Below are 13,041 nucleotides of genomic sequence, written 5' to 3' on the forward strand. Positions count from 1 at the left end.
CCGCCGCCTCGCCGCGGACGGCACGCCCCCCGAGGCCGTGCTCTGGTCGGTGCGCGAGGCACCGCGCGATCTCTTCGCCGGAACCGCGCCGCCCGCCTCCGGCCCCGCCCGACAGCTTCACCTCCCGCGCGTCGCCGTCGACGGTCTCGAATCCGCGCTCTGCCATTCCGACCCGCAGCGCTTCGCGCGCGCCTACCGCACGGTGCTCCGCCTCTCGTCCGGGGAGCTCTCTTGGGGCGACCGCCGCGACGCGGAGATGGCGCTGATCCTGCGCCAGGCCAAGGCGGTGGGCCGCGACGTCCACAAGATGCACGCCTTCGTCCGCTTCCGGGAAGTGCCGGGCGACGGCCCCCGCCGTGCCTTCGCCGCCTGGTTCGAGCCCGAGCACCCGATCTGCGAACGCGCCACGCCCTTCTTCGCCAAGCGCTTCGGCGACATGGACTGGATCATTGCGACGCCCACGGTCACCGCGCGCTTTGAAAAGGGACGGCTCAGCTTCGAGGAAACCGCCGACCAGCGCCCGCCGCCCGAGGACGCGACCGAGGATCTCTGGCGCACCTATTACGCCTCCATCTTCAATCCGGCGCGCGTCATGGTCAAAGCCATGTGCGCCGAGATGCCCAAGAAATACTGGAAGAATCTGCCCGAGGCCGAGCTGATCCCCGGTCTTATCGCCGGGGCCGAGACCCGGGTGCGCCAGATGGCCGAGGCGCAGCCGCGTCTCGATACCGACCGGCGCACCGCCGCCATCCACGCCCGCCAGCGCGCGCCCGCGCCCGAGCCGAAACATGCCGCCGAACGGCTCTCCCGCGATCTCGACGCCTGCACCCGCTGCGGGCTCTGCGGTCCCGCGACGCAGGTCGTGAAGGGCGAGGGGCCGATGGACGCGCGGCTGATGATCGTGGGCGAACAGCCGGGCGACCAGGAAGACCTGGCCGGGCGGCCCTTCGTCGGACCGGCGGGCGAGGTCTTTGACGACTGTGCGCGCAGCGCGGGGCTCGACCGGTCGCGCGCCTACATCACCAACGCGGTCAAGCACTTCAAGTTCGCCCCGCGCGGCAAGCGCCGCATCCACCAGCGCCCCGACACGGGCGAGGTCGAGGCCTGCCGCTGGTGGCTCGACATCGAGCGCCGCCTGGTCCGTCCCCGCCTCATCCTCGCCATGGGGGCCACCGCGGCGCAGTCCCTCACCGGGGACGGGACGGGCCTTCTACGACGGCGCGGCACAGTCGAGGAGACGCCCGACGGCCAACCCGTCCTCCTGATGCTCCACCCGAGCTACATCCTGCGCCTGCCCGATCCGCGCGCGCAGTCCGACGCGCGCACCGCGCTCGCCGAGGATCTCGCGGCCGCCTGGGAGGTCTGCACCACCTAGCGCTCAGACGGTGACGAGCTTGCCGGGATTGAGGATGCCGCGCGGATCGAGTGCCTGCTTCAGCTCGGCCATCACCGCGTAAGCCGCGCCATGCTCGGCCTCGAGATAGCGCAGTTTCCCGGTGCCCACGCCATGCTCGCCCGACACGGTCCCGCCAAGCGACAGCGCGATCTCGTTGACCTCTCCGGCCAGCCGCTTGCCGCGCTCCACGTCGCCGGGATCGGCCGGATCGACAAGGATGAGAAGGTGGAAATTGCCGTCGCCCACATGGCCCACGAGCGGCGCGATCAGCCCCGAGGCGGCGATGCGCTCCTTAGTGCGCCGGATCGCCTCGGCCAGCGCCGAGATCGGAACGCAGGTATCGGTGACCATGCCCTCCGCGCCCGGGCGCAGCGCCTTTCCAGCGTAATAGGCGTCGTGGCGCGCCTTCCAGAGCCGGTTGCGCTCTTCCATCTTCGTCGCCCAGGCGAAATCCGACCCACCCATCTCCTCGGCGATCTCGCGGAAGCTTTCGACCTGCTCGGCGACGCCCGCCTCGGTGCCGTGAAACTCGAGAAACAGCGTCGGCACCTCGGCCAGCTGCATGTCGGGGTTGTAGAGGTTCATCCCGCCCATCTGGACCTCGTCCAGAAGCTCGATCCGCGCCATCGGCAGACCGGACTGGATGGCGAGGATCACCGTGTCGACCGCCGCCTCGACGGTCGGAAACCCGCAGACGGCCGAGGAGATCTTCTCGGGAATGCCCCAGAGCTTGACCGTCAGCTCGGTGATGACCCCGAGCGTGCCTTCCGACCCGATCATCAGCCGCGTCAGGTCGTAGCCGGTGGCGCTCTTGCGGGCGCGCGACCCGGTGCGGATCACCCGTCCGTCCGCCAGCACCACCTCGAGCGCCAGGATATTGTCGCGGATCGTCCCGTAACGCACCGTGTTGGTGCCCGAGGCCCGCGTCGCCGCCATCCCGCCGAGGCTTGCATCGGCACCGGGATCGACGGTGAACATCAGCCCGGTGTCGCGGAGCCGGGCGTTGAGCTCGGTGCGGGTCACGCCGGGCTGCGCCACCGCGTCGAGATCGGCGTCATTGACGGCCAGGACCTTGTTCATCCGCATCATGTCGAGCGCCACGCCGCCATGGGCGGGCACCACGTGCCCCTCGAGCGACGAGCCGACACCGAAGGGGATCACCGGGCAGCGCGCCGCGTGGCAGAGGCGCAGGATCTCGGAGACCTCGGCGGTGCTTTCGGGAAAGAGCACGGCCTCGGGACGGGCAGGGGAGGTGTAGCCCTCGTCGCGCCCGTGCTGATCGAGCACGCTCTCGCCGGTGGCGCAGCGGGCGCCCAGAAGGGCAGACAGGGCGTCGAGCGGTGCGGGTCCGTAGGTCATGAACAGTCCTCCTCGTGGCCGCTTATCGCGCCGGCACCGCGCGGCCACAAGTCACGCTCTTTCCCCGAGCATCGCTCTCGCCTATATCCGCGCGCATGGCTCAGAACCCGCCCAACCTCCGTCCCGACCTCGCCAACGCCCGGCTGGAGCGCGACCTCTCGACCGTTCGTCCCGGACAGCAGCCGACGATCGGCATGGTCTCGCTCGGCTGTCCCAAGGCGCTGGTCGACAGCGAACGCATCCTCACGCGCCTGCGCGCCGAGGGCTACGCGATCTCGCCCGACTATGCCGGGGCCGAGGCGGTGATCGTGAACACCTGCGGCTTTCTCGACAGCGCCAAGGCCGAGAGCCTCGACGCCATCGGCGAGGCGCTCAAGGAAAACGGCCGGGTCATCGTCACAGGCTGCCTGGGCGCCGAGCCCGATTACATCACCGGCGCGCATCCGAAGGTTCTCGCCGTCACCGGCCCGCATCAATACGAGCAGGTGCTCGACGCCGTTCACGCCGCGGTGCCGCCCGACCCCGATCCCTTCGTGGACCTGCTGCCCGCGTCGGGCGTCAAGCTCACGCCGCGCCATTACAGCTACCTCAAGATCTCCGAGGGCTGTAACCACAAGTGCCGGTTCTGCATCATCCCCGACATGCGTGGCCGCCTGCAGTCGCGCCCGATGAAGGCCGTCCTGCGCGAGGCCGAGAAGCTCGTCGAGAGCGGCGTGAAGGAGCTTCTGGTCATCAGCCAGGACACCTCGGCCTATGGCACCGACTGGTCCGACCGCGACCACAAGTTCCCGATCCTGCCCTTGGCCGAAGAGCTGGGCCAGCTCGGCATCTGGGTCCGGATGCATTACGTCTATCCCTATCCGCATGTCCGCGACCTCGTGCCGATGATGTCCGAGCGGGGCGTGCTGCCCTATCTCGACATCCCGTTCCAGCACGCCCATCCGGACGTCCTGAAGCGCATGGCGCGGCCCGCAGCGGCCTCGCGGACGCTCGACGAGATCCGCGCCTGGCGCGACACCTGCCCGGACATCACCCTGCGCTCGACCTTCATCGTCGGCTATCCCGGCGAGACCGAGGCCGAGTTCCAGCATCTTCTCGACTGGCTCGACGAGGCCCAGCTCGACCGTGTCGGCTGCTTCCAATACGAGGATGTCAAGGGCGCGCGCTCGAACGCGCTGCCGGATCACGTCGCGCCCGAGGTGAAACAGGAGCGCTGGGAGCGTTTCATGGAGAAGGCGCAGGCGATCTCCGAGGCCAGGCTCGCCGCCAAGGTCGGTCGCCGCATGACCGTTCTGGTCGACAGCGTCGAGGAGGACGGCGCCACCTGCCGCACCCTGTCCGACGCGCCCGAGATCGACGGCAATCTCTTTATCGACAGCGGGTTCGAGGACCTCGCACCCGGCGATCTGGTCGAGGTCACGGTCGACGAGGCCGGGGAATACGACCTCTGGGGCGTGCGCACCGGCTGAGTGCCGGCCGAGTGACGTTGCGTCTCGATTCGGCAATTCCGCTGATAAACTATCCCTAAGGATAGGTGCACCTGTAAGAAGTGACAGTTTGCTCAAGAATTGGGCGCAACTTCGCGCGATTCGGAGTTCGATTCTTGCAAGAACACGCTCACCGCATTGTAGAAATGGGTTAAAATAATCTTGTTTCCCGAGGCACCGTGGGCCAGTCGCGGTTCTTCAAACTCTGTCGAAGCCACGTCGCAATCGCATCCTAGCGGCGCGTCCGAGACATTCCCTGTTGCGCTCCTTCGGGGGCCAAGACCTTTAGAACACATTCTTTTCCATCACCAAAACGGGCGCCCCTCGTGGGCGCCCTTTTTCATGTCCGCGCTGGGCAGGTTTTCCGTCTCAGTGCTCCGCGAAGGGGCCGCCGTCGCTCTCGATCAGCACGCGGGTGTCGGCCGAATCATGCCCCGGCTCGGTCGGCATCGGCAGAAGACCGACCGTCATCGCCAGCGCGGCCAGTTCGGTCCGGCTCGGGACACCGGTATTGGTGTGCAAGGTACCCAGCCGCTGACGCACCGCCGAGACCGACACCCCCAGCGCCTCGGCGATCTCGCGATCCTTCAACCCGCGTCCGATCATGGTCAGAAGCTCGATCTGCTTGGCGGTGAGGTGATTCCGCTCGGGAAATTCCGAGGTGAAATGCTGCATGTAGCGCTGGTGCCCGGTCAGCGCGGCGGTGTGCAGCACCCATCCGTGCGAGCGCGCGATCACCCGCATCTGCCGCGCCGAGATATCGCCGGAAAAGGTGATGAGCCCAGCCTGCGGCGGCGCATGCTGGCGGAGCGGCACCGAGAACCCCGCGCGCAGACCGCGCCGCGCCGCCTCGCGCAGATGCTCTACCCGCTCGGGCGGCACCTGCCGGTACTCGTCGACGAACTCGAGCCCGACCAGAACCGGCGTCAGGTAGCGCATCGCGTGATCGCGGAAATAGGTCCAGCGCCCCAGTTCGGGATCGGAATGCAGCGCCTGCAGCCAATCCGCCTCGTAGGAGGTGCGGATGAAGAGCGTCTTCTTCCAGTCCTGAAGCGACGCGGTCACCACGAAATCGACGAAGGGCAGGCCCACCTGCCGCCCGAGCCGCACCAGAAGATCCCAGACATCCGAAGACCGCCGCGTGCCTTCGAGCGCCAGGAGAAACCCCTGCAGAAGCTCCGGCACGTAATGCTCGGCATCGACCATCTCGCGGGGCGGCTGACCCGATCCGATCAGGGGCATGTCATGCCCCCTCCTGCCGATGGCCGTATCCCGCCAACGTCCGCCACACCGTCTCCTGTCCCCTGCGCCGTGCATGAGCGGCGCCTGTCCCGCGCGCGATCCTATCCGTTCGGATGGGAAAGACCAGACGTTCCGTGATCGCACCCGACTTGCCCGGTCCGCGCGGCTCGGGCAAGGAACGCCCATGGCCAAGCTCTACTTCATGTACTCGACGATGAACGCGGGGAAATCGACGCTCCTGTTGCAGGCCGCGCATAATTACGAAGAGCGCGGCATGGCGGTGATGCGCATGACCGCCGCGGTCGACAGCCGCGCCGGGGCGGGACGCATCGGCTCGCGCATCGGTCTCGGACGCGACGCCGAGACCTTCTCTGCCGACACCGATCTCTTCGCCCGGATCGAGACGCGCATCACTGAGGGCCCCCTGGCCTGCGTTTTCCTCGACGAGGCGCAGTTCCTCTCCGACATCCAGGTCTGGCAGCTTGCCCGCGTCGCTGACGATCTCTCTGTGCCGGTGATGTGCTACGGGCTGCGCGTCGATTTCCGCGGCCAGCTCTTTCCGGGCTCCGCCGCGCTTCTGGCGCTGGCCGACGATTTGCGCGAGGTCCGCACGATCTGCCATTGCGGGCGCAAGGCGACGATGGTGGTGCGGCAGGACAGCGAAGGCCAAGTGATCCGCGACGGGGCGCAGGTCCAGATCGGCGGCAACGAGACCTATGTCAGCCTCTGCCGCAGGCACTGGCGCGCGGCAATGGGCGAGACCGCAGCCACGGGCTGACATCCGCTTCGGATGTCATGCGGATTTCACCGAAATCCGGCTCAGACGCGCTCCACCAGCACCGAGCCCACCGAATACCCCGCCCCGAACGAGCAGATCACCCCCCGGTCGCCCGGTTCCAGATCGCCCGAATGCTTCGAGAACGCGATGATCGACCCCGCCGAGGAGGTGTTCGCGTAATCCTGCAGGATGTTCGGCTGCTCGTCGGACTCCGGCACCCGCCCCATGACCTTCCTGCCGATGAAATCGTTCATCGTCTTGTTGGCCTGGTGCAGCCAGAGCCGTTTGAGGCCCTCCGCCTCCCAGCCCGCATCCTCGAGATGGCCGAGGATATGCGCCGAGACGAGCGGCAGCACCTCCTTGAAGACCTTCCGCCCGTTCTGCATGAACTGCATGTCGCGCCGGTCTTCCATCGCGTCGCGGGTTCGCCGCAGAAAGCCGTTCTCGTTGCGGATATTGTTGGAATACTCGGTCGCGCAGCGGGTCGAGACCACGTCGAACCGCGCGCCCTTGGCGTCCTCGGCGCGCTCCATCAGCACCGCCGTGCAGACGTCGCCGAAGATGAAGTGACAGTCCCGGTCGCGCCATTCGAGATGCCCCGAGGTGACCTCGGGCGACACCACCAGCGCCCGCCGGACCGAGCCCGAGCGGATCATGTCCGCCGCCGCCTGGATGCCGAAGGTCGCCGAGGAACAGGCCACGTTCATGTCGAAGGCGAACCCGCCGGCGCCGAGATGGCGCTGAATCTCGACCGCGATGGCGGGGTAGGGGCGCTCATGGTTCGAGGCCGCGCAGATCACCAGATCGACCTCCGACGCCTCGCGCCCGGCCTGCGCCAAGGCCTTCCCGCAGGCATCGAGCGCGATCTCGGCCATGATCGAGGGCGCTTCGGCGTCGCGCGGGGCAAGCCGCGGATACATCCGGTCGGGTTCGAGAATGCCGTCCTTCTCGTAGACATAGCGCTGCTCGATGCCCGAGGCGTTGAAGATGAACTCGGTGCTCGAATGCCCCTTCGCCTCGATCTCGCCGGCCGCGATGGCCTCGGCGTTCTCGGCGTTGAAGAGATCGGCATGGGCGTTGAACGCCTCGACCAGCTCTTCATTGGTGATGACATGCTCGGGCGTAAAGACGCCGGTGCCGGTGATCGCAGGTGTGAACATGGGGCAGGTCTCCTCGCCCGTTAAACTGTGCCGCCGGGGCGCCCGAGACAAGCGCGGCCTTTACGTCAATGCATCCGCGCGCCGTTCGGGACCGGGTGATCGGGCGACAGGAGCACGATCGCACCCGCCTCGTCCGACGCGCCGAGGACCAGCACCTCGGACATCACCGGACCGATCTGGCGCGGAGGAAAGTTCACCACGGCCATGACCTGCCGTCCGACCAGCGCCTCGGGCGTGTAATGCACCGTGATCTGGGCCGAGCTCTTCTTCTCGCCGATCTCCGGGCCGAAATCGATCCAGAGCTTGATCGCGGGCTTGCGCGCCTCGGGGAAGGGCTCCGCGCGGATCACCGTGCCCGCGCGGATATCGACCTTCATGAAATCGTCGAACGCGATCTCAGTCACGCGACAGCTCCCGCGACCGCTCTGCCGCCGCAGCGACCGTGGCGCGCATCAAGGGCGGCAGGCCGCCTTCCTCCTGCATCAGCACCTCGAGCCCGGCCTGCGTCGTGCCGTTGGGCGAGGTCACGTTCTTGCGCAACTGCCCCGGCGTCTCGCCGGTCTCCTGCGCCAGCGCGCCCGCGCCCGCGACGGTCGCGCGGGCCAATTGCAGCGCGAGGTCCGGCGTCAGCCCCTCGGCTTCGCCCGCCGCCGCGAGGCATTCGATCATGTGGAAGACATAGGCCGGACCCGAGCCCGACACGCCCGTCACCGCATCCATCTGCGCCTCGTCCTCGAGCCGCACCACCTCGCCCACCGCCGAGAGAAGCAGCTCGGCCTGGTCGAGATGCTTTTCCGTCGCCTGCGCATTGCCGATGATCGCGGTGATCCCGCGCCCGATCGCGGCGGGGGTGTTGGGCATCGCCCGGACGATCGGGGTCTTGTCGCCCAGAAGGCTCTCGTAGGTCGCCAGCGGCACGCCCGCCGCCACCGACAGAAAGAGCGTGTCGCCATCCCCGAGCGTCGCCAGTTCCGGCAGCGCGTCGCGCATCATCTGCGGCTTCACCGCGACCAGCACGATGGCCGGGTCCTCGGGCAGCGCGTCGTTCAGATGCACGCCCTGCGCGCTCAGCCAGTCCGAGGGCTTGGGGTCCGTCACCCAGACCGAGCTCTTCGGCAACCCGCGGGCCAGCCAGCCCTCCAGCATCGCCGATCCCATCTTGCCGCACCCAAGAAGCGCCATGCCGCGGCGCGCGATCTCCGTATCCTGCATAAGTTCTCTCCAACCTGACCGCCAACAGGGCTAACGCCTTGCAACCGCTTCGGCAATCCTGAGGCGCCCGGACATGAAAACGCCCGCCGGCAGAACCGGCGGGCGCCTGTCTTCGGAAACCTCTGCCTGTCAGGCGGTGCCGTAAGCCTCGGCGATGGCGATCTGCAGCGCCTCCTTGGGGCTCTTGTCGGACCAGGCCATCAGCTGGAAGGCCGGGTAGTAGCGCTCGGCCGACAGCACCGCGGCGGTGATCATCGTGTCGATCTGCTCGGGGCTCGCGACCTGGTTGCCCGCCAGCACGAGGCCGTAGCGGTAGACCATCAGCTTCTGCTCGCCCCAATAGGTGAAGGCGCCCGCCCAGCACTGGTCGTTGACCCGGTTCAGCCCGTCATAGAGCGCGGCGAGCTTGTCGTCCGGCGGCTCCATCTCGAAGGTGCAGATCAGCCGCAGCGTCTCGTCGTAATGCGACCAGGCCAGGGTGATCGAGTAGGTGCGCCACTGTCCCTCGACCGCCATCGCGATCTGGTCGTCGCCGATCCGGTCGAAATCCCAGTCGTGATGTTCGGCCAGGTGTTCGACGATGTCGATGGGATGAAGCTCTTCTTCGAAAAACTGCTCGGCAAGGGCCATGGCGCCACCTCTTTTGTTGTAGCGGAGGGGGCGGCAGCGCCCCCAAGCGCTAGGTGCCTGCTCAAGGGGCCGAGGCGATGTCCCTGACCCCTTACAAGATATGGTGCATGGGGCGGTGCCGGTCTGTAAAGCGCTAATTTAGCGAATGCCACATTAAGTTGTGGAGAAGGCCGCGCATGGCCGCAAGATGAGCGATGCGGAAATCTGCGGCACTGAGCGGCGGATCGCACCGATTTTTCGCCCCTCAAATAATTTTACCGTTTGATAAAAAAATTTTCCGTGCCAAGCTCGCTCCACGAACAGTGAAAAGAGTCAGGGAGGCATCATGGCCGACACACGGACACCGGGGATCGCAGCAGGCCGTCTGAGCGCGGGCGAGATCGCGGCAAACTTCGCCGATCTCCACGCGCCGCTTGATCCGCATCAGGCCGCCGTCGCCGCGGACCGCTGCTATTTCTGCCACGACGCGCCCTGCGTCACCGCCTGTCCGACGGCCATCGACATCCCGCTCTTCATCCGCCAGATCGCCACCGGCCAGCCCGAGGCGGCGGGCCTCACCATCGTCGAGCAGAACCCGCTCGGCGGCATGTGCGCCCGGGTCTGCCCGACCGAGGATCTCTGCGAGGGCGCCTGCGTGCGCGAGGCCGCCGAAGGCCAGCCGGTCGAGATCGGGCGGCTCCAGCGCCATGCCACCGACGCGCTCATGGCGCGCCAGGATCACCCGTTCGACCGCGCCCCGGACACCGGCAAGCGCGTCGCCGTGGTCGGCGCGGGCCCCGCGGGTCTTTCCTGCGCGCACCGGCTGGCGATGAAGGGCCACGCGGTCACGCTTTTCGATGCCAAGGACAAGCCGGGCGGTCTGAACGAGTTCGGCATCGCCGCCTACAAATCCACCGACGATTTCGCGCAGAAAGAGGTCGACTGGCTCCTGCAGATCGGCGGGATCACCCTCAAGCCCGGTCACGCGCTCGGGAAAGAGCTGAGCCTCGACGCGCTCGATGCCGAGTTCGACGCGGTCTTCCTGGGGGTCGGCCTTGCGGGCGTGAACGCGCTCGACGCCGAGGGCAGCGAGCGCGAGGGCGTCATGGACGCCGTCGCCTTCATCGCCGCGCTGCGCCAGTCCACCGACCTGACCAAGCTGCCCGTGGGGCGCAACGTCGTGGTCATCGGCGGCGGCATGACCGCCATCGACGCCGCCGTTCAGTCGAAGCTCCTGGGCGCCGAGACCGTGACCATCACCTATCGCCGCTCGCAGGACCGGATGGGCGCCTCGGAGTTCGAGCAGCAACTCGCGACCTCCAAGGGCGTGCGCATCCTCTGCGACACGATGCCGGTCGCCGTGCATGGCAACGGCGCCGCGCGCGAGATCGAGCTCGAATACACCGCCGATGACGGCTCGGGCCTCAAGGGCACCGGCGAGCGTCTGCGGCTCCCGGCGGACCAGGTCTTCCGCGCCATCGGCCAGAGCCTTATGGTCGAGGCCGATCTCGATCTCGACGGGCGCAAGATCAAGGTGACCGGCGCAGGCCGCACCTCGCGCCCGGGCGTCTGGGCCGGGGGCGATTGCACCCCGGGCGAGGATCTCACCGTCGTCGCCGTGGCCGAGGGCCGCGACGCCGCCGAGGACATCCACGCCACGCTCATGGCGGGCTGATGCCCGAGTTGCCCGAAGCCGAGGCCAACCGGCGCCGTGTCACGGAGCACTGCCTCAACCGCACGATTGAGGCGGTGCGGCTCGGCAATGACACGACCCATGTCGAGCTGCCCTCCGCTTCCGAGCGCGAGGCGCTGGTCGGGCGGCAGTTCACCGAGACCGCGCGCCACGGCAAATACATCTTCGCGGGCTCGAAAACCGGCCCCTGGATCGCCGTGCATCTCGGCATGACCGGTTCGCTCCGGCCCTATACGTCCGGCGACGCCGCCCCGGATTTCGCCCGGATCACGTTCGAGTTCGAGGGCGACACCCGTCTGGCCTATCGCTGCCCGCGCAAGCTCGGCTGGGTCCGGCCCATCGACGCGCCCGAGAGCTTCGTCGCCGAGACCGGCCTCGGTCCCGACGCGATGGAGATCGACCGCGCGCGCTTTCGCGCGGTCATCGGGGCGACCCGGGGCGCGGTGAAATCCGCCCTCATGGCCCAGAAGAAACTCGCCGGGCTCGGCAATCTCTGGTCCGACGAGACGCTCTTCCGCGCCGGGATCGCGCCGGACAGGACGGCCTCGGGTCTGGACGAGGGCCAGCTCGACAGCCTCTATGACGAGATGCGGCACGTGCTCGGCACGCTGCTCGATCTGAATGCCGATTATTCGAAGCTGCCCGATGACTGGCTGCTGCGCGCCCGCGAGGAGGGCGTGGACTGTCCGCGCTGCGGCGGCACGATCACCAAGACCACGGTGGGCGGACGCTCCGCCTATCATTGCACCGAACACCAGAGCTGAGACCGCAGAGGGAGAGCGCCATGGCCGACCTGAGTTCCGATTTCGTGGGCATCAAGAGCCCCAACCCCTTCTGGCTCGCCTCCGCGCCGCCGACCGACAAGGAGTACAACGTCCGCCGCGCCTTCGAGGCAGGCTGGGGCGGCGTGGTCTGGAAGACGCTGGGCTCCGAAGGACCGCCGGTCGTCAACGTCAACGGTCCGCGCTACGGCGCGATCTACGGCGCGGACCGCAGGCTCCTGGGTCTCAACAATATCGAACTGATCACCGACCGTCCGCTCGAGACGAATCTCGAGGAAATGGCGCGGGTGAAGGCCGACTATCCCGACCGCGCGCTCATCGCCTCGATCATGGTGCCCTGCGAGGAAGAGGCCTGGAAGGCAATCCTGCCGCGCGTGGCCGAGACCAATGCCGACGGGATCGAGCTCAATTTCGGCTGCCCGCACGGGATGAGCGAACGCGGCATGGGATCGGCGGTGGGCCAGGTTCCCGAGTATATCGCGATGGTCACCCGCTGGTGCAAACAATATTACGACCGCCCGGTGATCGTGAAGCTGACGCCCAACATCACCGACATCCGCAAGCCCGCCGAGGCCGCGCGAAACGGCGGCGCCGATGCGGTGTCGCTGATCAACACGATCAACTCCATCACCTCGGTCGATCTCGACCTCATGGCGCCCCAGCCGACAATCGACGGCAAGGGCAGCCACGGCGGCTATTGCGGCCCGGCGGTGAAACCCATCGCGCTCTCGATGGTGTCCGAGATCGCCCGTGCCGAGGCGACGCGCGGCCTGCCGATCTCCGGCATCGGCGGAGTGACCACCTGGCGCGACGCGGCGGAGTTCCTGTCGCTCGGCGCCCATAACGTGCAGGTCTGCACCGCCGCCATGACCTACGGCTTCCGCATCGTTGAGGAAATGGCCCGGGGTCTTTCGGCCTGGATGGACGAGAAAGGCTATCGCTCGGTCTCCGAGATCGTCGGCCGCGCTGTGCCCAACGTGACCGACTGGCAGTATCTGAACCTCGACTATGTGACCAAGGCGCGGATCGACCAGGACGCCTGCATCCAGTGTGGCCGCTGCTACGCGGCCTGCGAGGACACCTCGCACCAGGCCATCTCGATGTCGCCGGATCGGGTCTTCGAGGTGATCGACGAGGAATGCGTGGCGTGCAACCTGTGTGTCGATGTCTGCCCGGTCGAGAACTGCATCTCGATGGTCAAGCTCGAGGCCGGAGAGACCGATCCGCGGACCGGTCGGGTGGTGTCGGGCGAATACGCGAACTGGACGACCCATCCGAACAATCCGATGGCGGTCAAGGCGGCGGAGTGATCCGCCTGAGCCT

General features: G+C 67.6%; 12 protein-coding genes. 6 read left to right on the forward strand and 6 right to left on the reverse strand.

All coding sequences use genetic code 11. The features are described 5' to 3' along the window. The coding region (locus ACFQ4E_RS15665; RefSeq protein ID WP_386805183.1) for a UdgX family uracil-DNA binding protein at nucleotides 1-1,375 on the forward strand (1,375 nt) is incomplete at its 5' end. A 3-nt stretch (nucleotides 1,376-1,378) separates the two neighbouring features. On the opposite strand, the gene ACFQ4E_RS15670 is transcribed toward ACFQ4E_RS15665, so the two are convergent. Continuing rightward, a complete protein-coding gene (locus ACFQ4E_RS15670; protein WP_386805184.1) occupies nucleotides 1,379-2,755 on the reverse strand; it encodes an FAD-binding oxidoreductase in 1,377 nt (458 codons plus the stop codon). A gap of 95 nt (nucleotides 2,756-2,850) precedes the next feature. Here ACFQ4E_RS15670 and rimO point away from each other — a divergent pair, with 95 nt between their 5' ends. Next, entirely contained in the window at nucleotides 2,851-4,224 is a 1,374-nt protein-coding gene (rimO, locus tag ACFQ4E_RS15675; RefSeq protein ID WP_386805187.1) for a 30S ribosomal protein S12 methylthiotransferase RimO, read from the forward strand. A 387-nt stretch (nucleotides 4,225-4,611) separates the two neighbouring features. On the opposite strand, the gene ACFQ4E_RS15680 is transcribed toward rimO, so the two are convergent. Next, nucleotides 4,612-5,484 carry a helix-turn-helix transcriptional regulator gene (locus ACFQ4E_RS15680; RefSeq protein WP_386805189.1) on the reverse strand — a complete coding sequence of 291 codons (873 nt, stop codon included), beginning with the start codon at nucleotides 5,482-5,484 and terminating at the stop codon, nucleotides 4,612-4,614. 184 nt (nucleotides 5,485-5,668) lie between these two features. Here ACFQ4E_RS15680 and ACFQ4E_RS15685 point away from each other — a divergent pair, with 184 nt between their 5' ends. Continuing rightward, nucleotides 5,669-6,262: a thymidine kinase gene (locus ACFQ4E_RS15685; protein WP_386805191.1), complete on the forward strand. Its 594-nt coding sequence runs from the start codon at nucleotides 5,669-5,671 to the stop codon at nucleotides 6,260-6,262. Between the two features lie 41 nt (nucleotides 6,263-6,303). On the opposite strand, the gene ACFQ4E_RS15690 is transcribed toward ACFQ4E_RS15685, so the two are convergent. The 4 genes from ACFQ4E_RS15690 to ACFQ4E_RS15705 form a co-directional block, all read right to left on the reverse strand. Beyond that, the gene (locus tag ACFQ4E_RS15690; protein WP_386805193.1) at nucleotides 6,304-7,422 is read right to left on the reverse strand and encodes a beta-ketoacyl-ACP synthase III; all 1,119 of its coding nucleotides are present in this window, start codon (nucleotides 7,420-7,422) and stop codon (nucleotides 6,304-6,306) included. A gap of 65 nt (nucleotides 7,423-7,487) precedes the next feature. After that, nucleotides 7,488-7,826, reverse strand: a complete 339-nt coding sequence (locus ACFQ4E_RS15695; protein ID WP_386805195.1) for a tRNA-binding protein — start codon at nucleotides 7,824-7,826, stop codon at nucleotides 7,488-7,490. Beyond that, nucleotides 7,819-8,634, reverse strand: a complete 816-nt coding sequence (proC, locus tag ACFQ4E_RS15700) for a pyrroline-5-carboxylate reductase (protein WP_386805197.1) — start codon at nucleotides 8,632-8,634, stop codon at nucleotides 7,819-7,821. The genes ACFQ4E_RS15695 and proC overlap by 8 nt, the downstream gene beginning before the upstream one ends. A 129-nt stretch (nucleotides 8,635-8,763) precedes the next feature. Continuing rightward, a complete protein-coding gene (locus ACFQ4E_RS15705; RefSeq protein WP_386805199.1) occupies nucleotides 8,764-9,264 on the reverse strand; it encodes a type III secretion system chaperone family protein in 501 nt (166 codons plus the stop codon). 325 nt (nucleotides 9,265-9,589) lie between these two features. On the opposite strand from ACFQ4E_RS15705, the gene ACFQ4E_RS15710 reads away from it, so the two are divergent. From ACFQ4E_RS15710 to preA, 3 genes are read left to right on the forward strand one after another with little or no spacing between them, the layout of a single operon-like run. Then, entirely contained in the window at nucleotides 9,590-10,918 is a 1,329-nt protein-coding gene (locus ACFQ4E_RS15710; protein ID WP_386805200.1) for an NAD(P)-dependent oxidoreductase, read from the forward strand. Next, entirely contained in the window at nucleotides 10,918-11,700 is a 783-nt protein-coding gene (locus ACFQ4E_RS15715; protein ID WP_386805202.1) for an Fpg/Nei family DNA glycosylase, read from the forward strand. The genes ACFQ4E_RS15710 and ACFQ4E_RS15715 overlap by 1 nt, the downstream gene beginning before the upstream one ends. Nucleotides 11,701-11,720: 20 nt before the next feature. Then, entirely contained in the window at nucleotides 11,721-13,028 is a 1,308-nt protein-coding gene (preA, locus tag ACFQ4E_RS15720; RefSeq protein ID WP_386805204.1) for an NAD-dependent dihydropyrimidine dehydrogenase subunit PreA, read from the forward strand. Nucleotides 13,029-13,041 lie beyond the last annotated feature (13 nt).

Origin of the sequence: Litorisediminicola beolgyonensis (assembly GCF_042679605.1) — a bacterium.
Classification (GTDB): Bacteria; Pseudomonadota; Alphaproteobacteria; order Rhodobacterales; family Rhodobacteraceae; genus Litorisediminicola; species Litorisediminicola beolgyonensis.

What these genes read in the sequence shown, in the direction of transcription:
- proC (WP_386805197.1), bottom strand. Translation starts at nt 8,634, where the DNA reads ATGCAGGATACGGAGATCGCGCGCCGCGGCATGGCGCTTCTTGGGTGC.
- ACFQ4E_RS15710 (WP_386805200.1), top strand. Translation starts at nt 9,590, where the DNA reads ATGGCCGACACACGGACACCGGGGATCGCAGCAGGCCGTCTGAGCGCG.
- ACFQ4E_RS15690 (WP_386805193.1), bottom strand. Translation starts at nt 7,422, where the DNA reads ATGTTCACACCTGCGATCACCGGCACCGGCGTCTTTACGCCCGAGCAT.
- ACFQ4E_RS15680 (WP_386805189.1), bottom strand. Translation starts at nt 5,484, where the DNA reads ATGCCCCTGATCGGATCGGGTCAGCCGCCCCGCGAGATGGTCGATGCC.
- ACFQ4E_RS15705 (WP_386805199.1), bottom strand. Translation starts at nt 9,264, where the DNA reads ATGGCCCTTGCCGAGCAGTTTTTCGAAGAAGAGCTTCATCCCATCGAC.
- ACFQ4E_RS15685 (WP_386805191.1), top strand. Translation starts at nt 5,669, where the DNA reads ATGGCCAAGCTCTACTTCATGTACTCGACGATGAACGCGGGGAAATCG.
- rimO (WP_386805187.1), top strand. Translation starts at nt 2,851, where the DNA reads ATGGCTCAGAACCCGCCCAACCTCCGTCCCGACCTCGCCAACGCCCGG.
- preA (WP_386805204.1), top strand. Translation starts at nt 11,721, where the DNA reads ATGGCCGACCTGAGTTCCGATTTCGTGGGCATCAAGAGCCCCAACCCC.
- ACFQ4E_RS15670 (WP_386805184.1), bottom strand. Translation starts at nt 2,755, where the DNA reads ATGACCTACGGACCCGCACCGCTCGACGCCCTGTCTGCCCTTCTGGGC.
- ACFQ4E_RS15715 (WP_386805202.1), top strand. Translation starts at nt 10,918, where the DNA reads ATGCCCGAGTTGCCCGAAGCCGAGGCCAACCGGCGCCGTGTCACGGAG.